Here is a 23,219-nt window from a genome sequence, read left to right as displayed (position 1 = left end):
CGTCAGCCGATCGGCCCGTCCCCCACGATGCCGACGGCCATCGCCCGGGAGACCGTCCCGGCCGCGGTGCAGTGCGACGAGCCCACCGGGCACGAGACGCTGTCGTACTCGGAATCGATGCCGGTGAGGACGGGCTGCGGCACCACCGTCAACGCGGCGCCGTTCCAGTGGGCGACCAGCGGTCGGAACGTCGTCCCGCCGGGCGCGTAGGTGCCGACGACGGTGCACGACGCCGTCGCGTCGCACGAGACTCCGTAGACGTCGGCGAGGCGCCCGGGCAGCGCACGTGGCGTGAAGCGCGTGCCGTCCCAGCTCGACACCGTCGGGGTTCCGTAGTCGTTCGGAGCCGTCACCATGCACGCGGATGCCGCTGCGCACGAGACGTCCCCGAGTGCGGAATCGGACGGCAGGCCGGAGGTGCTCACCGCGTGCCACGCACTGCCGTCGAAGCGCTCGGCGACCGGGTGCGGTCGTCCGCCGTAGGCGACGCCGACGGCGAGGCAGTAGGTCGCCGAGGCGCACGACACCTGGTTCAGCTGGGTCGGGTCGGTGGCGGCGCTCGCGCCGCGGGCGACCGTCCACGACGATCCGTTCCAGTGGGCGACGAGCGAACGCACGGGCAGGCCGTCCGCCCCGGTCGTGCCGACCGCCTCGCACGACGTCGGCGACGTGCACGAGACGCCGAGCACGTCGTCCTTGCCCTTGCCGGCCGGCTGCGGGATCGCGTGGGTCGTCCAGCGGACGCCGTCCCACATCGCAGACCCGCCCCTGCGCACGGCCGCGCAGAACGTCCTCGACAGGCAGTCGACGTCGGCCCACGCCGGGGTGATGTTGCCGGTGGCGTGGGTGCTCCACGCGCCGCCCGGCGCGGTGCGCGTGCGCAGCGCGGTGTCGCCCCGGGTCAGGTCGCTCGACTGCTGGGTGGCGGCACAGAACCCGTCCGGGGCGCACGACACGGACTGCATCAGGTTCGCGAGCCGGCCCACGGGCTGACGCACGGTCACCGGCTGCGGCGACGGTGTGCCCGCTGCCGTCGACGTGCTCCACGCACGGGCGTGCACCGTCTCGTCGCCGAGCTGGATGCCGCCCCGGTCGAACAGCAGGTCGCTGCCGACGACGTCGCACCGCGTGGCCGAGCAGCGCAGGCCCTCGGCGTCGACGAGCTCGCGCGACGCCTTCCCGTACGACCCCGCGGCCGTGCGGCGGACCAGCGAGTAGCCGACCGCGTCGTGCGCGTCGAGGTAACTGATGATCGAGGTGCAGGTGAACGAGGCCGTGCACGCGACCGCGACGCCGTCGCCGCTGCGTCGGACCGACGTCGGCATGGTGCCCAGGCGCCAGCGTCCGCCCGACAGCACGGCCGTCGTGGCACCGCCGCCGACGGCGAGGCACCGCGAGGCGGTGGGGCACGAGATGTCGACGAGCGTCGAGCCGGACCGGCCGCGGGGCAGGTGGACGGCTGACCAGCTGCGCCCGTTCCACCGCTCGGCCCGCGGGCGTCGGGACGTGTACCCCGGCGTGGCCCCGACGCCGTAGCAGGCGGTCGCGGACGGGCAGGTCACCGCGTCGATCCGCATGCCGGACGGCGCCGTGTGCCGCCCCCAGACCTTCCCGTTCCAGTGCCACGCTGCGTTCGCGCCCGAGGCGGTGCCGACCAGCTGGCAGTCGGCGCGGGTGCGGCACGCGACGTCGCTGAGCCGGGTGTGACCGGCGGGCCCGACGGTGAGGCGGGTGAAGCGGCTGCCGTCCCACCGCACCGGCTGCCCGATGCCGGCGTCGTCGCTCGCGATGATCATGCAGAAGGTCGCGGACGAGCACGACACCGAGTCGAAGGACGTGAACCCCGCCGGCACCGCGGCGGTGACCGGGCGCCACGTGCTGCCCCGGGTCTCGGCGAACGGCCGCAGCAGTCCGTCCGTCGCCACGCGCCGGCCGACGGCCAGGCACCGTCCGCCCGCGCACGCGATGCCGAGCAGCTTGGCGTGAGGAAGGTCGGGGCCGGCCGCCGGAACGACGGCCGTCGTCCAGGTCGGGGCCGCGGAGGCCGGCGCCGCGACGGCCGCGCCACCGGCGAGCACCAGCGCGAGGGCGAGCACCACGCGCCGGAAGCCGACCTGGCGGCCGAGGGTCGTGATCACTCCGTGACCTTGGCACGGAGATCACCGGCGGCGAAGGGGACCGTCGGGCGCCGATCACATCGGATTCTCATGAAGCCTGGCAGCCTGCTCGCATGGGCTTCGGCATCGACGGCGTACGGGTCGGCCACTGGACGGACGCTGCGGCTGAGACCGGGTGCACCCTCGTCGAGCTGCCGCCCGGCACGGTCGCGTCCTACGAGGCCCGCGGTGGAGCACCGGCCACGCGGGAGCTGGTCGCCCTGGAGCCGGACAAGATGGTGTCCGCGGTCGACGCCGTGCTGCTCACGGGCGGCTCGGCGTTCGGGCTGGCCGCCGCCGACGGGGTGATGCGCCACTACGAGCGGGCGGGCCGCGGCGTACTCACACCGGCGGGGGTCGTCCCGATCGTCCCCACGCTCGGCCTGTTCGACCTGGCGGTCGGCGACGCCGGCGTCCGTCCCGGACCCGAGGCGGGCGCTGCCGCGGCGCGCGACCTGCGGCCGGACGCGGTGGTGTCGGGTCGGGTCGGCGCCGGGGCGGGCGCCTACGTCGGGCACTGGCGCGGTCCGGACGGCCGCCGCCCCGGCGGGCTGGGGCACGCCGTCCGCACGGGCGGTGGCGTGACGGTCGCGGCCCTCGTCGCGGTCAACGCGTTCGGCGACGTCGACCCCGGCGACGGCAGCCTCGACGGGGACGCCGTGGCCGCCGTGTCCCGGTTGTCGGTCGCGTTCGGGCCGCGCGAGCACACGACGATCGGCGTGGTCGTCACCGACGCGCACCTGGACAAGACGCAGTGCCGACTCGTCGCGCAGGGCGCCCACGACGGTCTCGCCCGCGCCGTCACGACGCCCCACACCCGTGCGGACGGCGACGCGTTCGTCGCCGCCGCGACGGGCACCGCGACCGGTACCGCCGCCACGGCCGGGGCCCACGTCGACCTGGTACGACTGCTCGCGCTGCACACCGTCACCGCCGCCGTGCGGTCGGTGGGGTAGCCGGCGCGGCGTCGTGGGCACGTGACCGGGTACGCGCGTGGTGAGCGTCTCGGGCCCCCCGGCGTTGCAGACGGTGCACAACGGGCATGATCGGGCAGAGACGTGCGGACGCGCGTCCGGGCGAGCGGAGGTGGCGGTGACGGTTCACGCCGACGCGGCCTCCGCCGGTGCCACACCGGAGGGGAACCCGCCCACCATCGCCGAGCACGTCGGCCTCGTGACCGACCGGCTGGCCGAGGAGCTGGCGGCGCTGGCCGAGGGCTGGGACGCGACCCTGCCCGACGACTCGTGGGCCGCCGCGATGGACCTTCCCGGCCGGCTGAGCTCGCTCGTACTCGGCGGCGGTAAGCGCACCCGTCCGGTGATGATCCTGCTCGGCTGGGTGGCGGGGCACGGTGTCGACGGGTACGACGACGTCGTCCGGGCATCGGTGGCACTGGAACTGCTGCACGCGTTCGCCGTCATCCACGACGACGTGATGGACGAGTCACCCACCCGCCGCGGCCTGGCGAGCGTGCATGCCGAGGCCGCCCGGTTGCACGCCGCCCACGACGGGCGGGGTGACAGCGCGCGGTTCGGAGACAGCGTGGCGGTGCTGGTCGGCGACCTCGCGCACTCCGAGGCCGAGCGGCTCGCCGCGGGCCTGCCCGCGCCGCTGCGCGCGATCTGGCAGCAGATGGTGATCGAGCTGCTGGCCGGCCAGGTCACCGACATCGTCGGCACGGCCGCCGGGCAGCGGCACCTCGGCTTCGCCCGGCGCGTCGCCCGCCGCAAGACCGGCCTGTACACGATCGCCCGGCCGCTGCAGCTGGGCGCCGCCGCCGCCGGGGCGGCACCGGCCGCGCTCGACGCGCTGGCCGAGTTCGGCCGCCAGGTCGGCGACGCCTTCGCGCTGCGCGACGACCTGCTCGGTGTCTACGGCGACCCCGGCACGACCGGAAAGCCCATCGGCGACGACATCCGGTCCGGCAAGCCCACCGTGCTGCTCGCGCTCGCGACCGAACGGCTCGAGGGCGACGACGCCGCCCTGCTCGCCCGCGCCGGCTGCGCGGACATGACCGACGCGGAGGTCGACGCGGTCGCCGAGGCGCTGCGGCGTACCGGCGTGGTCGCCACGGTCGAGGCGATGATCGACACCCGTACCCGCGACGCCCTGGCCGCGCTCGACCCCGCCCTGCTCTCCGGCGCGGGCATCACCCAGTTGCGGCGGCTCGCCACCGAGCTCGCCGGCCGGAGGTCCTGACCCACTCATGCAGCCCGTGATCGTCATCGGGGCGGGGCTCGCCGGCCTCGCCACCGCCTGCCACCTCAGCCGCCGCGGCTACGACGTCACCGTCGTGGAGTCCACGTCCGCGCCCGGCGGCCGTGCCGCCACCCGCCGCGACGGCGGCTTCACCTTCGACCTGGGCCCGACCGTGCTGACCATGCCCGGTCTGATCAACGACGTGCTGCGCGCGGCCGGCGCGGATCCGAAGGCGGTGCTGCCGCTACGACGGCTCGACCCCGCCTACCGCGCGCGCTACGCCGACGGCAGCGAACTGCTGGTGCGCTCGTCGCTCGACGCGATGCGCGCCGAGATCGCCACCCGCTGCGGTGCGCACGACGCGGACGGGTTCGACGGCTTCGTCGACTGGCTCGGCGAGCTGTACGAGGTCGAGCTGCCGAACTTCATCGACCGCAACTTCGACTCGCCGCTCGACCTGCTCAGCGACCCCCGCGCGGCGGCGAAGCTGGTGCGGCTCGGCGGCTTCGGCCGGCTGAACCGCGCGGTCGCCAAGTACTTCGACGACGAGCGGTTGCGCCGGCTGTTCAGCTTCCAGGCGCTGTACGCCGGCCTCGACCCGACGCGCGCGCTGGCGCTCTACGCGGTGATCACCTACATGGACACCGTCGAGGGCGTGTGGGTCGCCGAGGGCGGCATGCACGCGGTGCCGGTCGCGTTGGCCGACGCCGCAGCCGCGGCGGGCGTGACCTTCCGCTACGAGGCCGAGGCGGTCGAGATCCTGCGCCGGTCCGACACCGGCGGGGTCGCCGGCGTGCGCCTGGCCGACGGCGACAAGCTGCGCGCCGACGCGGTCGTCTGCACCGCCGACATCGGCACCACCTACGAACGACTCCTGCCCGATCTGCGGGCGCCGCGCGCGGTGCGCCGCGCTGGATACGCCCCGTCGGCGGTGGTCTGGCACGTCGGGGCGAAGGGCGCGCCCGCGGACGGCACGACCCACCACAACATCCATTTCGGACGGCAGTGGTCCGAGTCGTTCGAGGCGCTGATCCGCAGTCGGCAGCTGATGCCCGACCCGTCGAGGCTGGTGTCCGTGCCCTCGTTGTCCGACCCGTCGCTGGCTCCCGAGGGTGCCAGCACCATGTACGTGCTCGAGCCGGTGCCGAACCTCGCCGCCGACCTCGACTGGAAGCGCGAGCGCGACGCCATGCGCGAGCGCCTGCTGGCCTTCCTGGGTCAGGAGGGATATCCCACCGACATCGTGTCCGAGCATCTCGTCACGCCCGCCGACTGGCAGGACGAGGGGCTGAGCGCGGGCACGCCGTTCTCCCTCGCGCACACCTTCGTGCAGACCGGCCCGTTCCGTCCGAAGAACACCGTCCGGCGAGTGCCCGGACTCGTGCTCGCCGGCGGCGGCACCACGCCCGGGGTGGGCGTGCCCATGGTGTTGCTGTCCGGACGCCTCGCGGCCGAACGGGTCGGGCAGTGGCTGCGCGGCGAGGAGGCCGCGTGAGCCCCCGGTCCGAGGTCGATCTCGAGCGCGAGTTCGACGCCGCCGCACCGCAGTACGACCGCCTCGTCGGCCTGAACCCCGGCTACCACGACCACCTGGCCGAGGCCGCCCGCACGCTGGTCGCGCAGCTACCGACCGATCGGTCGGTCCGCGTGCTCGACCTCGGGTGCGGGTCGGGAGCGTCGACCGTGGCCCTCGTCGACGCGCTCGCCGGGCACGAGACCGCGGACCTGCTCGGCGTCGACGCGTCCGACGGCATGCTCGACGAGGCCCGGCGCAAGAGCTGGCCGGACGAGGTGCGCTTCGTGCACGCGAAGGCCGAGCAGATCCCGTCCCTCGTCGACGGCGGGGTCGACGGCGCCCTGGCCTGCTACCTGTTCCGCAACATCGACGATCGCGACGGCGCGCTCGAGGCGGTGCGGCAGGTGCTCGCACCCGGCGGAACGCTCGTGACGCAGGAGTACTCGGTCGCGGGGTCACGCCGCTCGCAGCTGCTGTGGACGATCGTCTGCTGGCTGATCGTCATCCCGCTGTCGTTGGTGTTCGGACGCCGCACCACGCTGTACCGCTACCTGTGGCGCAGCGTGCTGCGCTTCGACTCGGTGGCCCGTTTCGAGCAGCGGTTGCGGCGCGCCGGGTTCACCGACATCGAGGTGGCGACCGTGGGCGGCTGGCAGAAGGGCATCCTGCACACGATCACCGCTCGCCTGCCCGACTAGCGGCGCGCGGGACCGCCCACCTCGCCACGACGCACCCGGTACGTGCGCTCGGCGTAGGCGAGGTCGTCGACCCACAGCCGCCGCTGCGAGCGGCGCATGAGCGGCCGCACCAGCGCCCCCACCCCGGTGGCGACGCGGAACCCCGTGCGGTCGCTGTACGCGATCGTCGCCTCGGTCATGAGGGTGCGGGCGGCGCCGTCGCGGTCGGTGCCCAGCGGCGTCGCATGGGTCTCGACGACGCTTCCCGCCCCTTCGCCCTCGACGATGTGCATGACGATCGTCCGCGCGTCGGGGCAGGAGAACTCGGCCTTCACCGGCACGCCGTAGGTCGGCCCGAGGCGGAACACGACGTCGACGACGAGTTTCTCGACGCTGCTGGCCGCGTCGTCGACGGTGAGGTGGCTGAACGCGTACGGGTGCAGCCACGAGCCGTGCCACGGGTCGAGGCGGTTGGCGACGACGTCACGCGGCTCGCAGCGGGCGGTCATGCCGATCACCGCCGTCAGCGACCGGTCGAGCGGCGGACGCCGGGTGACGATCGGCTCGTCGCGCTGCTCGCGGTCGTGGCCGGGCAGCCGCACCCACGCCAGCACGCCGTCGTCGTGCGCCGGCCAGGTGCGCCAGTCGGGACGACCCTTCGGGCCGAGCGCGAGCCCGTGCCACGTGCAGCGCAGCGCGTCACCGACGACGGGGCAGCCGTCGAGCTGCGCGCCGAGATGGGGACACGCACCCGGGCCGGCGTGCAGGCCACCGGACGCGTCGCGCCACAGCACCACCTCGCGGCCGGCGATCTCGCGGACGACGCTGCGCCGGGCGGGGACGTCCGCCGCCGCGCCGACGACGAACCAGCCACCCGGGTCGCGGCTCTCGGCGTCGGCGAGCGCGTCGGCGATGCGCTCGGGGTCGGCCTGCTTCCAGCTGGCGGCGAGCCGGTCGACCCGCGTGCGCGGGATGCGCTCGATCGGGATGCGGTCGCTCACGACGCCCGCTCGCGTCCGACACCGACGGAGTCGTCCGTCCGCTCCCGGGGTGCGCCGCGGGTCAGCCGCACCCACAGCGTGAGCGTGAGCAGCACGAGGGCGAACCCGAACAGGATGTCCTCGACGGGGGCGTAGGCCAGGCGGAGGCCGAGGATGCGGTCGGGGTCGTAACGCACGACCTCGAGGCCGGTGAGCAGGCCGTTGACGATCAGCTGGAAGAAGACGATCACCGCGTACGACACCCAGAAGACCTTCTGCGTGACGAGCCGGCTGCGCACCAGCCACAGGTCGATCGCGATCGCCAGGACCACGCCCAGCGCCGCGCCCTGCGTGTACGTCATGCCGACACCGTCCCCGCGCGGCGGCGCAGCGTGCCGTCGACCGCTTCGTAGGTCAGCACCGCACAGATCGGCACGACCACGAAGAACAGGAACTCCTCGATCGGCAACCGGCCGGGCAGGGTGACGCCGAGGGTCTGGTCGGGGTCGAACGTCCACCACCCCGCGCGCACCGCGAGCACGTCCCAGGCGACGAACACCGCCACGACGGGCACGAGGGTCGCCACCAGCGCCACGGGACGCCGGTAGACCCGCGCCGGGATCAGGAATTCGAGGGGCAGGGTCATGACGACGCAGGCGGCCAGGATCAGCGCGTAGGTCTGGGCCACTGCCGATCTCCCTCGTTCGCCGGACTCGCTCTCGAGGTTACGGGGCCTGGTTGGGCGTGAGGGCGGACGGGGACAGTGGCGTTCGTGACCGCTGAACCCGCAGAGCCGACTGCGGAATACGTGACCGAACTGGCCGACGGGTCCGTCGAACTGTCGCTGCCCGCCGAGAACGGGTCGGTGCCGGTGGCACGTCGCTACGTGCAGCAGCGGTGGACCCACCTCGACGAAGAGGTCCTGGACGACGTGGCATTGGTCGTCACCGAACTGGTCAGCAACGCGGTGCGGCACGGCGCGCCCGAGATCTGCGTGCGGCTGCGGGCGGAACCGTTCGCCGTCGACGTCGCGGTGTTGGACCACGGGCCGGGCACGCCGCGCAAGCGCGAGGCGGACGAGGTCGTGGGGCAGGGCAGCGGGCGCGGGCTCGCCATCGTCGACCGGCTCGCCGCTGCCTGGGGTGTGCAGCCGCTCGACGACCGCGTCGGCAAGATCGTGTGGGCGTCGATCGACCGGGTCTGATCAGACCCGGGTCCGGTCGAAGTCCGCGCGCTGGCCGGTGCCGAACTTGCGCAGGGCGCCGTCGGCGCTTGACGCGTTGGGCCGGTTGAAGATCCAGTTCTGCCAGGCGGTGAGCCGTCCGAAGATCTTCGTCTCGAGCGTCTCGGGGCCGGCGAAGCGGTAGTTGGCCTCGAGTCCGGTGAGCGCGTCGGGGCTGAAGGAGGCACGTTCCTCGACGGTGATGCGCACCTCCTCGTCCCAGTCGATGTCGTCCGGGCCGAACGTGACCAGGCCGAGGGCGACGGCGTCGTCGGCCTCGAGGGCGTCGCCCTGCCGGGCCGTCACCGCGGCCAGCGCCTCGTCGTCGCCCCAGAAGCGTGTCTGCAGCCGGGTGAGGTCGTTGCCCATCGGCAACGCGCCGAGATTGGCGGCGCCGACGGTCACCGTCGCCGGGGCGGCGTCCGGGTCGACGTCCTCGAAGACACCGAACAGCTGGAACGAGCGGTCGGCGGCGAGCGCGAGCTCGAGCAGCGACCCGGCGAAGCAGCTGCCCGGCTCGATCAGGGCGACCAGTGACCGGCTGGTCACGTCGAGCCGCTTGAGCGTGCGCTTGAGGTACAGCAGCACCTCGTTCGCGAGCCAGTCGGTGTCGCGGTGCGCGAGCAGCAGGTCGTCGTGGGCGAGCACCGCGGCGGCGTCGCCGCGAGTCTTCAGCACCCACGTGCCGAGCTCGGGCTCGTTGGTGCGCAGGTCGAGGATCAGGTCGTCGAGCTCGCGGGTGAGTGCGAGCGTCCAGAAGTCGGCGCCCCGCTCGTGCAGCGCGGCGATGTCGGACGGCGCCTCGCCCTCGGGGCCGTGGACGGTGATGGTGACGCTGCGCTGGTCGCGGTCGAACGCCGCCGTGACGTGCGGGTACGTGATGCCGGCGTCGGTGCGTTCCTTCTGCAGCGGCGGCAGCTCGATGCCCGTCGCGTCGGACGGACGCGACGACCCCTCGCCGAGCTCGGCGGCGCGCGCGGCGACGGTCTCGTCCCACTTCTGGCGGGGGACGACCTCGTCCACGAGCTTCCACTGCACGGCCTTCGCGCCGCCCACGCCCTCGCTCTTGGTGGCGAAGTAGTCGGCGAGGTCGCGGCGCACGTGCCGCTTGTCGACCACGCGGGTGAGCCCGCCGGTGCCCGGGAGCACGCCGAGCAGCGGCAGCTCGGGCAGCGACACCGCGGACGACCGGTCGTCGACGAGCATGAGGTGGTCGCACGCGAGCGCGATCTCGTAGCCGCCGCCCGACGCCGTGCCGTTCATGGCGGCGATCCAGCGCTGACCGGAGTTCGCGGACGCGTCCTCGATGCCGTTGCGGGTCTCGTTGGTGAACTTGCAGAAGTTCACCTTCCAGCCGTGCGCGGACGCGGCGAGCATGCGGATGTTCGCGCCCGCGCAGAAGATCTTGTCCTTGCCGGACGTCAGCACGACCGTGCGGACCTCGGGGTGCTCGAAGCGCAGCCGCTGGACGATGTCGTACAGCTCGATGTCGACGCCGAGGTCGTAGCTGTTGAGCTTGAGCTCGTAACCCGGCACGAGCCCGCCGTCCTCGGCGACGTCCATGACGACGGTCGCGACCGGACCGTCGTAGCTGACCCGCCAGTGCCGGTAGCCGTCCGGCGTGCGGCGGAAGTCGATCGAGGGTGCGAGTTCCACGGCCGTCATACCTCGAAGTGTCTACGAAATGATGCGGAAACGTCAACCGTTTGTGGAGCTTTCACGGGTCGTGCTTGACGTCGAGGCGATGGTGAACGCATGCCCACGACGAGCGCCGGGCCCGTCCGGCAGCGGGTCGACCGGGTGCGGCTCGCCGACGGCACCCGGGTCGGTTTCGCCACCGTGGGCTCGGGGCCGCCGATGCTGTGGGTGCCCGGCTGGGTCTCGCACCTCGACCTCGGCTGGGCCTTCCCCGCCGAACGGCGCTTCTACGAGGCGCTGGCCACCGGACGGACGCTGGTGCGCTACGACCGGCCCGGGTGCGGGACGTCCGACCCCTGCGACGCCACCGACGCGGTCGCGCTCGAGTTCGAGGTGATCGAGGCCGTGCTCGCCGCGATCGGCGCGAGTTCCGCCGACGTGGTGGGGTCGTCGCTGTCGGCCCCGCTGGCCGTGCTGTGGGCAGCGGCCCGCCCGGACGCGGTGCGCCGGCTGGTGCTCTACGGCGGCTGGCTCGACGGTGACGCGCTCGGGCCGCCCGCGGTGCGCGAGCACGTGCTCGGGCTCGTCGAGCAGCACTGGGGGCTGGGCTCGGAGGTGCTCACGGGCATCTTCGCGCCCGACGGCGACGCCGCCTTCCGTACCGCCTTCGCCACCTACCAGCGCGAGTGCTGCCCCGCCGCCACCGCACGGCGGACGCTCGCGCTCGGTTACGGGCTGCACGTCGCGGACGCGGCCGCGCGGGTGCGCGCGACGACGCAGGTGATCCACCGCGAGGGCGACCGCGCGGTCCCGGTCGCCGAGGGCCGCCGGCTGGCCGCGACGATCCCCGGCGCCGCACTCACGGTGCTTCCCGGCCGGGCGCACATCCCGTTCGCGGGCGACGTCGACGCGCTCGTCGACGCCATCCGAAGTGGGTTGGGTCTTCCTCCTGTCGAACGCCCCGTCGCCCCGCGGCTGACGCGCCGCCAGCTCGAGGTGGCCGCGCTGGTCGCCGACGGCCTCACCAACCGCGCCATCGCCGCCCGCCTCGTCATCACCGAGCGGTCCGCGGAGTCGCATGTCGAACGCATCCGCGACCGCCTCGGCTTCCGCAACCGGGCGCAGATCGCGGCCTGGTTCACCGCCGAGCAGGCTGCGGACGGCGCCGGAAAGCGGTAGTTCCACGGCTGCATCGCGGCCCCGCGACGACGACGATGGACGACGCCCGTCCACCACAGGTCAGGAGAACCCGATGTCACTCGGCACCCGTCTGTTCGCCCTCGCCTACGACGCGTTCCTGCGTCCGGGAGAGCGTCGCGGCATGCACGCGCAGCGGGCCGAACTGCTCGCGGCGGCCCGGGGACGCACCCTCGAGATCGGCGCCGGGACCGGGCTCAACCTGGCGCTCTACCCGGACTCCGTCACCGACCTCGTCCTCACGGACTCCGACGCGGCGATGCTGCGGCGGTTGCGGCGGCGGACGGAGCGCGGCGGCCGGCCGGCGACGGTCGTGCCGGCCCCGGCCGGGGACCTGCCGTTCGCGGACGGCACGTTCGACACCGTCGTCTGCACGCTCGTGCTGTGCACGGTGGCCGACCCGTCCGCCGCGCTGCGCGAGATCGACCGGGTGCTGGCGCCGGGCGGGCGGTTGCTCGTCATCGAGCACGTGCGCGCGGCCGACCCGCGGCTCGCGCGCCGGCAGGACCGGTGGCGGCGGCCGTGGGCGGCGTTCGCCGCCGGCTGCACGTGCAACCGCGAGACCGGCGCCGCCCTGCGGGACGCGGGCTTCGACGCGACCTCGCTGCGGGCGGCGACGTGGTCGGGCGTGCCGCGCATCGTGCGTCCGCTCGTCGTCGGGCAGGTGCAGCGGGTCACGGCGACGACCCGCCCCTGATCGCCGTCAGAAGCCGACGCGCTTGGTGTAACCGCCGTCGACGACGAGGTTCTGTCCGGTCACCCAGCTCGCCACCGGGCTGGCCAGGACGACGACCATGTCGGCGATCTCGTCCGCGGTGCCCATCCGGCCGCCGGGGTGCCGGTCGCGGTCGCGGGCGTAGATGTCGGGGTGCCGCTCCCTGATGCTGTCCCACCGCCGGCCCTCGATGAAGGTCGGGCCGGGCGAGACCGTGTTGGCGCGGATGCCGTCACCGCCCCAGCGTTGCGCGAGCTGCGCCATGTAGTTGATCGTGGCCGCCTTCAGCGCGCCGTAGCTCGGATTGATCGGCACGTCGTGGTGCTCGATCGCGGTGATGGTGCCGACCTGCACGATGGCCGCCGCCGACGACCGGTCGAGATGCGGTTTGGCCGCCTCGCACAGCGCGACGCAGCCGAGGATGTCGACGTCGAAGACGGTGCGCCACGGCGCCGACCCGTCACCGTGCTGGCCGCTGGCGCTCACGTTGCTGACGACGACGTCGACACCGCCCAACCGCTCGGCGGACGACCCCACCCACGCGCGGACGGCGGCCTCGTCGGCGAAGTCGCACACGTCGCCCGTCACCGTGCCGAGCGGGGACAGGTCACGCACCGCCGCCTCGACACCAGCACCGTCACGCGCGCAGAGCGCGACGCTCGCCCCCTCGCGCAGCAGGCGCTCGGCGACCGCGCGGCCGATGCCGTGGCTGCCGCCGGAGACGAGGGCACGGGCACCGCTGAGGCCGAGGTCCATGGCGGCACGCTAAGTCATATAGATGAATCGACGCAACGGGGTGGTGGCATCACCACTAGGCTGCTGCCTCGTGACCGCCGCGGGGAGTGCAGAAGCGCCGCTGTACCGGCAGGTGCGCGACACCCTGCACCGTCGCCTGGTCGACGGCGAGTACACGCCAGGGCAGAAGCTGCCCAGCGAGACCCGGTTGGCCGAGGAGCTGGACGTGCACCGGCTGACCGTCCGCCGGGCCGTCGAGGAGCTCGCCCGCGAGGGCCTGCTGCAGGCGCGCCAGGGATCGGGCACGTTCGTCACCCACCGGCAGGCGCCGATCGCGGTCACGATCCCGCTGTCGCGCGACGAGTTCGCGTCCGGCATCGAGCGCCAGATGCTCGAACTGGGCCGCAGCTACCGCGACGTGCTGATGTCCAGCGAGCTCACCGAGGACGCCGCGGTACGCCGCGACCTGCGCTATCCCCGCGGTCGCCTGCGGCGGGTCGACAGCGCGCTCGAGGTCGACGGCGAGACCTGGGTGTGCTCGACCGCGTGGGGCCCGGAGCGCGCACTGTCGGGCGTCGCCGCGCGGTGGCGCGAGACCGACGGCGTCTACGGGCTGCTGCTGGACCGCGTCGAGGGAGGGCTGCGGTACGTGTGGCGGTCGTTCGCCGCCGAGGCCGCGTCGCCCGAGGACGCCGAACTGCTCGGCGTGCGCCCGGGCACGCCGGTGCTCGTCCGCGAGGGTCTGACCGCGGACGTCGCGGGCAAGCCGGTCCTGCGGGTGCGGCGGCGGGCGCGCGCCGACCGGGTGCGCTACCTGGTCGAGTACGGCACGACCTGACGTCCGGAGGTTGACCGGGCGCGTCCGACTGAGTTGTATAGATGAGTCAGTCGGCCTTCGGAGGTTGCCATGTCCACCCCGCCCTACATCACCGCGCTCGACTTCACCCGCGAGATGCGGGATGACGCGCTCGACGTGATGCGTCGCCTCGTGGGCCACTACCGGGCGAAGACGACCGACCAGGCGCCCGAGCAGTACTCGGAACCGGTCGATCGCTACCGCGATCCCGAGCTGTGGCAGCGCGAGATCGAGCACATCCACCGCACGGTGCCCCTGCCGGTCGCGCTCTCGGCCGAGCTGCCCGAACCCGGGTCGTTCAAGTCGCTCGAGATCGTCGGCACGCCGGTGATCGTCACCCGCGACCGCGACGGGCAGGTGCGGGCGATGGTGAACGCCTGCCGGCACCGTGGCGCCGAGATCCTGCCGTCCGGCACCGGAACGACCCGCCGGTTGACGTGCCCGTATCACGCGTGGTCCTACGACCTGTCCGGATGCCTCGTCGGCGTCTACGGCGAGGACACGTTCGGCGGGGTCGACCGCGAGCGGCTCGGCCTGCTGTCGCTGCCGGTCGCCGAGCGGGCCGGGTTCGTCTTCGTGAGCCTCGACCGCGGGCGTCCGATGGACCTCGACGCCTGGCTCGGACCGATGGGCCCGGTGCTCGACGGTCTCGCGATCGACCGGTGCCACCACCACGGCACCACCCACCTGCCCGGCCCGAACTGGAAGCTCGTCGTCGACGGCTATCTCGAGGGCTACCACTTCGCGTCGCTGCACACCCAGACCGTGTTCAAGACCAACCACTCGAACATGGCGACGTTCGACGCGTTCGGCCCGCACATGCGCGTGGCGTTCGCGCTCAAGGCCATCGGGGCGTCCGCCGACAAGCCCGAGGACGAGTGGGAGCCGGCCGCCAACGTCGGTCCGATCTTCTGGCTCTTCCCCGGCATCGCGATCGCCGGCGGCTGGCGGCGCATCGTCGAGATCTCGATCGTGCTGCCCGGCACCGCCTGGGACACCTCGACGACCGAGCAGCACACCCTGCTGCGCGAGCCTCCCGCGGACGACGAGGAGGTCAAGGTCGCCGACCACGCCCGGGACTGGTTCTACGAGGTCACCCTCGAGGAGGACTACCGCACCGGCGAGGGCGTGCAGCGCGGCCTCGACGCCCTCGCGGGCACGTCGTTCACGTTCGGGCGCAACGAGCCCGGCGTGCAGCACTTCCACCGCACCGTCACGGAGATGGTGAACGGCGGCTGACGCGATGGAACTCCGTCCGCTGTGCCGCTTCGCGCTGCGCTACGACCACGCGAGCTGGCACCGGCCGTACGCGGGCGACCAGGGACAGGGGTTCGGCGCGGGCACCGGCACCGTCGACGGACCGGCGCTGACCGGCACGTTGCTCTGGTCGAACCACGCGCACCGTCGCGAGGACGGTGTCTGGTGCCCGAGCGTGCGCGGTTACGTGACGACGTCCGACGGCGCCGAGGTGCTGGTCGCGATCGACGGCGTCTCCGTGCTCGAACGCGCCCCCGACGTGCGGCGATCGGTGCTGGCGACGGTCGCGTTCACGACGTCGGCGGACGCGTACCGCTGGCTCAACACCGCCTTCGTCGTCGGCGAGGGCGAGTTCAGCGAGGTCGAGGGCGGCTGGTGGCTGCAGTGCCACCTCGCCCGCAACGAGCTCGTCGCCCACCCGCCCGCCATCGGGGTCGAACCGCCGCTCGCCTTCCGTCCGCCGGCATGACCACCCTGCTCGCCGAACCGGTGCACCGCGGCGGCGACCTGCTCGGCGAGTGCCCGGTGTGGGACGAGCGGCAGGGCGTGCTGCACCGCGTCGACGGCGTGGCGGGAGCGGTGCTGACCCTCGACGTCGCCACCGGTCACGAGACCCGCCATGACCTCGGACGCCACGTCGGCAGCATCGCCGTGCGGGAAGACGGTGACGGCCTGGTCGTAGCCGCGCAGGGCGGCTTCCGCTCGCTCGGGCCGCCGTCGGTGCTGCTCGCTCCGGTCGATCGCGACGTGCTGCTGAACGACGGCGCGTGCGATCCCGCCGGACGCTTCGTCGCGGGGACGATGCGCGCCGACGCGACCGGTCGCGACGGCCACCTGCTGCGGCTGGACGGTGACACCGCGGTGCCGCTGCTCGACGGAGTCGGCATCGGCAACGGTCTGGCGTGGACGGCGTCCGGCACCTCGCTGTACTTCATCGACAGCGTGCTCGGAAGGGTCGACGAGCTGGCGTACGACGTCGCCGACGGCGTCGTCACCGCGCGGGAACCGGCGTTCGACCTCACCCGGTACGACGGAATGCCGGACGGGATGACGATCGACGCCGACGGCTGCCTCTGGATCGCGTTCTACCGCGGCGGCGCCGTCCGACGGTTCGCGCCCGACGGGCGACTGCTCGCCGAGGTACGCGTGCCGACGGCCCGCACGACGAGTTGCTGCCTGGGCGGGGACGACCTGCGCGACCTGTTCGTCACGACCGCCCGCCGCAGCATCCGCACCGCCGACCTCGACCCCGACCCGCTCGCCGGATCGGTGTTCCACGTGCGCGTCGACGTCCCCGGCGTGCCGGCGTCGCGCTGGCGACCCTAGGGTTTTTGCGCAGAAACAATCATTTGCGGCGTGGCGGACGGCGGACGGGGCGGGAACCGTAGTTCGACGACGATCTCCAACCCGGCGTCGGCGAGCAGGGCGGTCAGGTCCTCGGGCCGGTAGAGGTGGGTCGTCCACTCGACCGGCACGTCGCCGTAGCAGCGCGTGCGTGAACGATCGCCCTCGCCGCAGTGGGTGCCGATGACCAGTTGCCCGCCGGGACGCAGCGCCTGCGCCATCGTCGCGATCACGCGGGGCAGCCACTGCCTGGGCAGGTTGAACCACGACCACCATCCGAGGACGCCGCCGAGCGAGTTCGGCTCGGGCCGCAGCTCGGTCACCGATGCGACCTCGAAACGGACGTCGGGATGCTGCCGCCGCGCGTGCTCGATCATGCGGGGCGACAGGTCGATGCCCCACACGTCGACCTGCCGCGCGTGCAGGTAGCCGGTGATCCATCCCGGCCCGCACCCGGCGTCCAGCACCGGCCCGACGTCGCGCACCTGCTCGGCGAACGCGTCGAGCGCCGCCCGCAACCAGGGGCCGGGGTCGCCGACCATGGCGACGTAGTTGTCCGCCACGGCGTCGTACGACGCCCGCACCGCGGCAAGATCGGCAGGCGGCTCGACACTCATGGTGCGGACGGTAGCGACGCGGTCAGACAGCGCCGTCGGCGTTCCTATCGAACCCAACGCTCCCGAGTCAGTCGGTAGACCACGCCGGGCCGCAGCGGATGCCCGTCGGCGAAGCCCGGCTGCTCGAAATCGTCGCCCGGGTCGTAGGTCATCCCGAGCCGTCGCATCACGGCCCGCGAGGGCTCGTTCGCCGCAGCGGTGACCGAGACGATGTCGGCGAGACCGGCAGGCCCGAACGCGAAGTCGACGGCGGCCCGCGCCGCTTCCGTCGCGTACCCGTGGTGCCACGCCGAGCGCGCATAACGCCAACCCACTTCGACAGCCGGCGTGAACGGCGCGTCGTAGGTCTGCAGAGCGAGCCCCGTGAAGCCGAGGAACTCGCCCGACGACTGCAGCTCGACCGCCCACAAGCCGTACCCGTGCTCCTCGAAGGATGCCTCGATGCGGTCGGCAAATCGATCGCTCTCCTCGCGGTCGAGCGACCCGCGAAGGAAGTGGGTGACCTCGGGGTCGGCATTGAGGGCCGCGAACGGTTCGCGGTCGCTCTGCCGCCACCGACGCAGCAGCAGCCGGTGCGTCCGCAGCTCGGGCGCGTCGATCATGACTGCTCCCCGGTTGCCTTATTCGAACATGTGAACTATAATATGAGGATGGACGGGCCTTTCGACACCGCAGCACTGCCCGGGGTGAGGGCTGCGCTCGGCTCGATGGTTCCGGTGCTCGATGCGGCCGACCGTATCGAGCGCATCAGACAGTTGCAGCAGCTGCGCGCGTCGCTCGACGCGCAGCTGATGACCCTGGCCGTCGCGCATCAGGACCAGCGCCGCGTCGAGGACGCGACGCGCGGCGTGCCGCCGCAGCGGCAGGGCGCAGGGGCGGCCGGTGAGGTGGCGCTCGCCCGGCGCATGTCACCGAACCAGGCCGACCGGTGGCTGCAACTGGCGCGGGTGCTGATCACCGAGATGCCGTCCACGTTCGCGTCCCTGCTCGCCGGGCGCACCACCGAGCGCCGCGCCGCGGCGATGGTCCGCGAGACCGTGTACCTGTCGCGGGACGACCGTGCCTACGTCGACCGCGCCCTCGCCGAGCGCCTCGAGAGCCTCGGCGACCGGGCCGTGGAGCGGGAGGCCCGGGCGCTGGCGCAGCAGCTCGATCCGGCCGGCGCCGCCGAGCGCGCCCGGCGTGCGTCCCGTGAACGGCGCGTGACCGTCCGTCCCGCGCCCGACGTGATGAGCTGGGTGACGCTGCTCCTGCCCGTCGCCCAGGGCGTCGCCGTCCGCGCGGCCCTGCAGAAGGCTGCCGACGAGCTGATCGGTCGTGGCGCTCAGGGCAGCAACGACGACGGCAGCGCGAAGACCCGGGACCAGGTGATGGCCGACCTCGCCGTCGAGCGGCTCACCGGCCAGACGTCAGCGGCCGCGGTGCCGGTCGAGATCGAGCTGGTGATGCCCGCAGACACGTTGCTGAACAACGGCGACCAGCCCGGCCACGTACCCGGCTTCGGACCCGTCCCGGCGCCTCTCGCCCGCGCCATCGCCTTCGCGGGAGGTGACGGCAAGGTCGCCCGCTGGCTGAGACGGCTGTACACGAGCCCCGACGGCCGGCGGTTGGTCGCCATGGATTCCGCACGCCGCCGCTTCGACCACGGCCTGGCCCACTTCATCGAACTCCGCGACCTCGGTACGTGCCGCACTCCGTGGTGCGACGCCCCGATCAGACACCTCGACCATGTCGAACGCGTCGCCGACGGCGGTGCCACCAGCGCCGCGAACGGCCAGGGCCTGTGCGAGCGCTGCAACTACATCAAGGAGACCTTCGGGTGGGCCGCCCTCGCGCGCCACGACGGCACCGTCACCACCGTGACGCCCACCGGCCACCGCTACGACAGCGCTGAACCCTGTCGCGGGTCCACCCCGGTCCGCACGACGCTGCGCTGGATGCCGGTCGTCCACTACGACGCCGGCGAACACCATGCCGCCTGAGCGCAGCTCGGCCTACTCCGCGCTGCGCTCCTGGGCCTGTTCCTCCACGAGGTGCTTGGCGTGCAGCTCCGCCTGCACCCGGCGCAACTCGTCGTCCTCGCTCAGCTCGCCGGCGAGCGGCTTGTGCTCCTGCTCCTCGAGCAACTCCTCGGCGACGTGCTCGACGACCTCGGTCTCCTCGGCGGGCAGCGCTTCCTCGGGGCCGGCGACCTCCACCTCGGGCGCCGTGACGTCGACGGCATCCTCGATGTCCTCCGGGTCCGACGTGCCCGGGCGCGAGGCGGTCGGCGCCTGCGGCTCGGGGTGCGCCTCGGGACGCGGCTGCGGCGAGCCTGCGGGATCGAGCGACGCAAGCAGCCGTTCGGCGGCGGCGTCGAGCACCTCCACCCCCCGCTCGAGGGTGGTTGCGACGGGCGAACGCCGCCCCAGCTTCGACGCGGCGACACCGGCCGCCAGTGCCAGCGGCGTCCGAACCAGCAGCTGTTCGGCTCGCACCGCCGTCCGCAGCACGGCGACGGTCGGGTTCGGCTTGTTCGGCGCAGCAGTCATGCCCTATGCCCTACCCGCGCGACACGTCGTCTCGAACGTGTGCGTCGACGGCCACACCCGCGCCGGACGATGGTCGCGCCGTGACCTCCGGGACACGCACCCAGCCCGAGGTTAGGCATGCCTATTAGGGTGGCCGCCGTGCCGGACGCGACCACCCCGAGCGGCGCGTGGGGCCTGCTGCGCCGCATGCTGCGCCGACGTGGCCGGCTGCTGACCGGCTCGTACCTGCTGCTCGCGGTCTGGGCGACGAGCGAGGCCCTGGTGCCGGTCGTCCTCGGCGCGGTCATCGATCACGGCATCGCCACCGGCGACGTCGGCGCGTTCGTGGCCTGGCTCGGCGTGCTCGCTGCCGTGATGGCCGTCCTGAGCTACGGCTACCGCTTCGGCGCCCGCCTCGGCATGCGCGCCACGCAGGACGAGTCGCACGCGCTGCGCGTCGAGATCGCCGAGCGCGAGCTGCATCCCCGCGGCGCCGACACCGACCTGCTGCCCGGCGAGGTCCTGTCGCTCGCGACCGGTGACGCCGACCAGGTCGGGCTGCTGCTGCGCCTGCTCGCCTACGCGCTGGGCGCGCTGACCGCGATCGTGGTGAGCGCCGTGTACCTGCTGCGCGTCGACGTCACGATCGGGCTCGTCGTGCTGGTCGGCGTGCCCGTCGTGCTCGGCCTCGTGCAGGTCGTCAGCCCCGTCATCTCGCGTCGCAGCGCCCGGCAGCACGAGGTGATCGCGCACGCGTCCGGCCTCGCCACCGACATCGTGCGTGGCCTGCGTCCGCTGAAGGGTTTCGGCGGCGAGGGCGCCGCGGTGGCCCGGTACCGCCGGGCCAGCCGGGTCGCGCGCGACGCGAGCGTGCGCACCGCCCGCTCGTACGGCTACCTGTTCGGGCTCACGACCGGCCTGTCCGGGGTGTTCCTCGCCTTCGTCGCCCTGCTGGCCGGACGGGCGGCCCTCGCCGGCGACATCTCCCTGGGCGAGCTCGTCGCCGTCGTCGGGCTGACGCAGTTCCTCGCCGAGCCGATCACCGGCCTGGGCGAGGTGAGCGCCTACGCCGCGTCAGCGCACGGGTCGGCCGGACGGATCGCCCGCTTCCTGCACTCGCCCCACCTGATCGCCGTGGACGGTTCGGCCACCGTGGCCGGCACCGCCGCACTCGAGCTGGACGACGTGCGCAGCGGGCCGCTCCGGGGCCTGTCGCTGCGCTGCGACCCCGGACGGTTCGTGGCCCTGGCCGTCGACGACCCCGCCACCGCCGACGCCCTGCTCGATGTGCTCGCCGGGCGGCGTCCGGACGCGGGCCGCGTCACGCTCGGCGGGGTCGACCTCGCCGAGCTGAGCATCGCGGCACGGCGCAGCGCACTGCTCGTCTGCCCGCACCACGTCGACTTGTTCGAGGGCACCCTGCGCAGCAACGTCGACCCCCACGACCGGCTCGACGCCGACGACCTCGCGGCGGTGCTCGCGGCGTCCGCGGCCGACGACGTCGTGGCGTCGGCGGACGGTGGACTCGACGCCCCGGTCTCGCCGTCCGGCTCGACGCTCTCGGGCGGCCAGCGGCAGCGGGTCGCGCTGGCCCGGGCGCTGGCCGCACCCGCACCGGTGCTCGTGCTGCACGAGCCCACGAGCGCGGTCGACGCCGTCACCGAGCAGGCGATCGCCCGGGGCGTGGGGACGGTGCGCGCCGGTCTCTCGACGCTCGTCGTCACCTCGAGCCCGGCGCTGCTCGACCTGGCCGACGAGGTCGTCGTCGTCCGCGACGGACGGGTCGCCGCACGCGGCGCTCACCGCGATCTCGTCGCCGGCGACGCCGCGTACCGGCAAGCGGTGGTGCGGTGACCACCCGCGACCTGCTCCCCATCGCCGGACCCCGCCCGACCGCCGCCCTCGCGATGCGGTTGCTGCGGCGCCGGCGCGGCGCGCTGGCGTTGACCGTCGCCGCCTTCGTCGTCGCCGGCCTCAGCAGCATGGTGGCGCCGCTCGCGCTGGGCCGCATCGTCGACGCGGTGCGTGACGGTGACGACGCGTCGACCGTCACCCGGCTGGCGCTGGTCGTCGCGGCCGCGGCGGTCGTCGGCGGCGTGGCCACCACGCTGTCGGCGGCCGCGCTCGCCCGCGTGACCGCGCCGGCGCTGGCGGACCTGCGCGAGGACGTGCTCGACCGGGCCGTGCACCTCGACGCGCAGCGGATCGAGGCGGCCGGGGCGGGCGACGTGCTGTCCCGCGTGGGCGACGACGTGCGGACGGTGACGACCTCGCTCACCGACGTGGTGCCGCCGGTGATCACGTCGCTGCTCACCACCGCGTTCACCGCCGTCGGCCTGCTCGCGCTCGACTGGCGGCTCGGCCTGGCCGGGCTCGCCGCCATGCCCTGCTACGCGCTCGCGTTGCGCTGGTATCTCGCCCGTTCCCCGCAGCTCTACCGCGAGGAACGCATCGCGCAGGGCGAGCGTGCCGAGGCCCTCGTCACCGGCATTCAGGGCGCGGCGACGCTGCGCGCCTTCGCACGCGAGCGCGACCAGGTCGAGCGCGTACGGCAGCAGTCGCGACGTGCCGCCGACCTGTCGATGACCGTCTTCGGCGTCCTCGTGCGCTGGGGTGCCCGCAACAACGGCAGCGAACTCGTGGGTTTGATTCTCGTACTGACCGCCGGGTTCTTCGTCGTCCGCAGCGGCGGCACCGTCGGCGAGGCCACCGCGGCGGCGCTCTACTTCCACCGGCTGTTCAATCCCATCGGCACCCTGCTGTTCTCGTTCGACCAGATCCAGTCGAGCGGGGCGTCGCTGTCGCGCATGGCGGGGGTGGCGCTGATGCCGCCCCCCACCGCGGACGCGCGCGACCGTCCCGACGCCGGGGTCGTCCTCGCCGGCGTCGGGCACGAGTACGTGCCGGGTCGTCCGGTGCTGCGCGACGTCGACCTGGTGCTCGCGCCCGGCGAGCACGTGGCCGTCGTCGGCGCGACCGGCGCCGGCAAGTCGACGCTCGGACTCGTCGCCGCCGGGCGGGTGCGCCCCACCCGCGGACGGGTGCACGCGGGCCGGGTCGGGCTCGTCAGCCAGGACCTGCACGTCTTCACCGGCACCGTCGCCGACAACCTCACCCTGGCCCGTCCGGACGCGGACGACGCCGACCTGCGCGCCGCGCTGGCCCGGGTCGGGGCGCTGGCGTGGGTCGACGCCCTTCCCGACGGTGCCGCCACGGTGGTCGGTGACGGGGGCGCCACCCTGACCCCCGCCCAGACGCAACAGCTCGCCCTGGCACGGGTGCTGCTCGCCGACCCGCCCGTGGTCGTCCTCGACGAGGCCACCGCCGAGGCCGGCTCGTCCGGCGCCCGCCAGCTCGACGCGGCCGCACAGGCGGCGATCGAGGGGCGCACGGCCATCGTCATCGCGCACCGGCTCGGCCAGGCCGCCGCCTGCGACCGGGTGCTGCTGCTGCACGACGGCGCGATCGTCGAGCAGGGCACCCACGACGACCTGCTCGCCGCGGGCGGGCGGTACGCCGGGCTCTGGACCGCGTGGTCCGCCCCGGCCGTCGACCGGGCCGTCCCATGACCTGGTCGACCACCTCGCGCGGCGCGGTGGG

At 73.7% G+C, this 23,219-nt stretch carries 23 protein-coding genes; 14 read left to right on the top strand and 9 right to left on the bottom strand.

Going from position 1 to position 23,219, the window contains the following annotated elements; all coding sequences use genetic code 11:
* Positions 1 to 2: 2 nt before the first annotated feature.
* Positions 3 to 2,138, bottom strand: a complete 2,136-nt coding sequence (locus ACYVP9_RS15525; protein ID WP_460605808.1) for a hypothetical protein — start codon at positions 2,136 to 2,138, stop codon at positions 3 to 5.
* 92 nt (positions 2,139 to 2,230) lie between these two features.
* On the opposite strand from ACYVP9_RS15525, the gene ACYVP9_RS15520 reads away from it, so the two are divergent.
* The 4 genes from ACYVP9_RS15520 to ACYVP9_RS15505 all read left to right on the top strand — a co-directional run bounded on the left by ACYVP9_RS15520 (position 2,231) and on the right by ACYVP9_RS15505 (position 6,569).
* Complete coding sequence (locus ACYVP9_RS15520; RefSeq protein ID WP_460605807.1) at positions 2,231 to 3,112, top strand: P1 family peptidase; 882 nt, start codon at positions 2,231 to 2,233, stop codon at positions 3,110 to 3,112.
* Positions 3,113 to 3,248: 136 nt separating this feature from the next.
* Positions 3,249 to 4,355, top strand: a complete 1,107-nt coding sequence (locus tag ACYVP9_RS15515) for a polyprenyl synthetase family protein (protein WP_460605806.1) — start codon at positions 3,249 to 3,251, stop codon at positions 4,353 to 4,355.
* A 7-nt stretch (positions 4,356 to 4,362) separates the two neighbouring features.
* Positions 4,363 to 5,850, top strand: coding sequence for a phytoene desaturase family protein (crtI, locus tag ACYVP9_RS15510; protein WP_460605805.1), 1,488 nt, complete (start codon positions 4,363 to 4,365; stop codon positions 5,848 to 5,850).
* Positions 5,847 to 6,569 carry a class I SAM-dependent methyltransferase gene (locus ACYVP9_RS15505; protein WP_460605804.1) on the top strand — a complete coding sequence of 241 codons (723 nt, stop codon included), beginning with the start codon at positions 5,847 to 5,849 and terminating at the stop codon, positions 6,567 to 6,569. The genes crtI and ACYVP9_RS15505 overlap by 4 nt, the downstream gene beginning before the upstream one ends.
* Here ACYVP9_RS15505 and ACYVP9_RS15500 read toward each other — a convergent pair.
* From ACYVP9_RS15500 to ACYVP9_RS15490, 3 genes are read right to left on the bottom strand one after another with little or no spacing between them, the layout of a single operon-like run.
* Positions 6,566 to 7,549: a DUF5914 domain-containing protein gene (locus ACYVP9_RS15500; RefSeq protein ID WP_460605803.1), complete on the bottom strand. Its 984-nt coding sequence runs from the start codon at positions 7,547 to 7,549 to the stop codon at positions 6,566 to 6,568. The two genes, ACYVP9_RS15505 and ACYVP9_RS15500, sit on opposite strands and share 4 nt — an antisense overlap.
* The gene (locus tag ACYVP9_RS15495) at positions 7,546 to 7,890 is read right to left on the bottom strand and encodes a lycopene cyclase domain-containing protein (protein ID WP_460605802.1); all 345 of its coding nucleotides are present in this window, start codon (positions 7,888 to 7,890) and stop codon (positions 7,546 to 7,548) included. Before ACYVP9_RS15495 ends, ACYVP9_RS15500 begins: the two co-directional genes overlap by 4 nt.
* The gene (locus tag ACYVP9_RS15490) at positions 7,887 to 8,216 is read right to left on the bottom strand and encodes a lycopene cyclase domain-containing protein (protein WP_460605801.1); all 330 of its coding nucleotides are present in this window, start codon (positions 8,214 to 8,216) and stop codon (positions 7,887 to 7,889) included. Before ACYVP9_RS15490 ends, ACYVP9_RS15495 begins: the two co-directional genes overlap by 4 nt.
* Positions 8,217 to 8,300: 84 nt before the next feature.
* Between ACYVP9_RS15490 and ACYVP9_RS15485 the strand changes: the two genes are divergently transcribed.
* Positions 8,301 to 8,732, top strand: coding sequence for an ATP-binding protein (locus tag ACYVP9_RS15485; protein ID WP_460605800.1), 432 nt, complete (start codon positions 8,301 to 8,303; stop codon positions 8,730 to 8,732).
* On the opposite strand, the gene boxC is transcribed toward ACYVP9_RS15485, so the two are convergent.
* A complete protein-coding gene (boxC, locus tag ACYVP9_RS15480; protein WP_460605799.1) occupies positions 8,733 to 10,415 on the bottom strand; it encodes a 2,3-epoxybenzoyl-CoA dihydrolase in 1,683 nt (560 codons plus the stop codon).
* A 90-nt stretch (positions 10,416 to 10,505) separates the two neighbouring features.
* Here boxC and ACYVP9_RS15475 point away from each other — a divergent pair, with 90 nt between their 5' ends.
* Together ACYVP9_RS15475 and ACYVP9_RS15470 are read left to right on the top strand one after the other, a co-directional pair.
* The gene (locus tag ACYVP9_RS15475) at positions 10,506 to 11,567 is read left to right on the top strand and encodes an alpha/beta fold hydrolase (RefSeq protein WP_460605798.1); all 1,062 of its coding nucleotides are present in this window, start codon (positions 10,506 to 10,508) and stop codon (positions 11,565 to 11,567) included.
* 73 nt (positions 11,568 to 11,640) lie between these two features.
* Positions 11,641 to 12,282 carry a class I SAM-dependent methyltransferase gene (locus ACYVP9_RS15470; RefSeq protein WP_460605797.1) on the top strand — a complete coding sequence of 214 codons (642 nt, stop codon included), beginning with the start codon at positions 11,641 to 11,643 and terminating at the stop codon, positions 12,280 to 12,282.
* Between the two features lie 6 nt (positions 12,283 to 12,288).
* On the opposite strand, the gene ACYVP9_RS15465 is transcribed toward ACYVP9_RS15470, so the two are convergent.
* On the bottom strand, positions 12,289 to 13,056 hold the full coding sequence (locus ACYVP9_RS15465; RefSeq protein ID WP_460605796.1) for an SDR family NAD(P)-dependent oxidoreductase: 768 nt from the start codon (positions 13,054 to 13,056) through the stop codon (positions 12,289 to 12,291).
* 70 nt (positions 13,057 to 13,126) lie between these two features.
* Here ACYVP9_RS15465 and ACYVP9_RS15460 point away from each other — a divergent pair, with 70 nt between their 5' ends.
* The 4 genes from ACYVP9_RS15460 to ACYVP9_RS15445 all read left to right on the top strand — a co-directional run bounded on the left by ACYVP9_RS15460 (position 13,127) and on the right by ACYVP9_RS15445 (position 16,474).
* Positions 13,127 to 13,873, top strand: a complete 747-nt coding sequence (locus ACYVP9_RS15460; protein WP_460605795.1) for a GntR family transcriptional regulator — start codon at positions 13,127 to 13,129, stop codon at positions 13,871 to 13,873.
* Positions 13,874 to 13,942: 69 nt separating this feature from the next.
* Entirely contained in the window at positions 13,943 to 15,130 is a 1,188-nt protein-coding gene (locus tag ACYVP9_RS15455) for an aromatic ring-hydroxylating oxygenase subunit alpha (protein WP_460605794.1), read from the top strand.
* Positions 15,131 to 15,134: 4 nt separating this feature from the next.
* Positions 15,135 to 15,617 carry a DUF3237 domain-containing protein gene (locus tag ACYVP9_RS15450; RefSeq protein WP_460605793.1) on the top strand — a complete coding sequence of 161 codons (483 nt, stop codon included), beginning with the start codon at positions 15,135 to 15,137 and terminating at the stop codon, positions 15,615 to 15,617.
* Positions 15,614 to 16,474 (top strand): SMP-30/gluconolactonase/LRE family protein, encoded by an 861-nt coding sequence (locus ACYVP9_RS15445; protein ID WP_460605792.1) that lies wholly within the window; start codon positions 15,614 to 15,616, stop codon positions 16,472 to 16,474. The genes ACYVP9_RS15450 and ACYVP9_RS15445 overlap by 4 nt, the downstream gene beginning before the upstream one ends.
* Here the strand turns inward: ACYVP9_RS15445 and ACYVP9_RS15440 are convergent.
* Together ACYVP9_RS15440 and ACYVP9_RS15435 are read right to left on the bottom strand one after the other, a co-directional pair.
* A complete protein-coding gene (locus ACYVP9_RS15440) occupies positions 16,471 to 17,109 on the bottom strand; it encodes a methyltransferase domain-containing protein (protein ID WP_460605791.1) in 639 nt (212 codons plus the stop codon). The genes ACYVP9_RS15445 and ACYVP9_RS15440 overlap by 4 nt on opposite strands.
* Before the next feature lie 44 nt (positions 17,110 to 17,153).
* Complete coding sequence (locus ACYVP9_RS15435) at positions 17,154 to 17,711, bottom strand: GNAT family N-acetyltransferase (RefSeq protein WP_460605790.1); 558 nt, start codon at positions 17,709 to 17,711, stop codon at positions 17,154 to 17,156.
* A gap of 48 nt (positions 17,712 to 17,759) precedes the next feature.
* Between ACYVP9_RS15435 and ACYVP9_RS15430 the strand changes: the two genes are divergently transcribed.
* Positions 17,760 to 19,091: an HNH endonuclease gene (locus ACYVP9_RS15430; RefSeq protein WP_460605789.1), complete on the top strand. Its 1,332-nt coding sequence runs from the start codon at positions 17,760 to 17,762 to the stop codon at positions 19,089 to 19,091.
* Positions 19,092 to 19,103: 12 nt separating this feature from the next.
* Here the strand turns inward: ACYVP9_RS15430 and ACYVP9_RS15425 are convergent, their stop codons facing one another.
* A complete protein-coding gene (locus tag ACYVP9_RS15425; protein WP_460605788.1) occupies positions 19,104 to 19,640 on the bottom strand; it encodes a hypothetical protein in 537 nt (178 codons plus the stop codon).
* A 138-nt stretch (positions 19,641 to 19,778) separates the two neighbouring features.
* Here ACYVP9_RS15425 and ACYVP9_RS15420 point away from each other — a divergent pair, with 138 nt between their 5' ends.
* A complete protein-coding gene (locus ACYVP9_RS15420) occupies positions 19,779 to 21,473 on the top strand; it encodes an ABC transporter transmembrane domain-containing protein (RefSeq protein ID WP_460605787.1) in 1,695 nt (564 codons plus the stop codon).
* A complete protein-coding gene (locus ACYVP9_RS15415) occupies positions 21,470 to 23,188 on the top strand; it encodes an ABC transporter ATP-binding protein (RefSeq protein WP_460605786.1) in 1,719 nt (572 codons plus the stop codon). Before ACYVP9_RS15420 ends, ACYVP9_RS15415 begins: the two co-directional genes overlap by 4 nt.
* Positions 23,189 to 23,219: the final 31 nt, after the last annotated feature.

Source organism: Jatrophihabitans fulvus, assembly GCF_054781375.1.
This window is presented reverse-complemented; position numbering and strand designations above follow the sequence as displayed.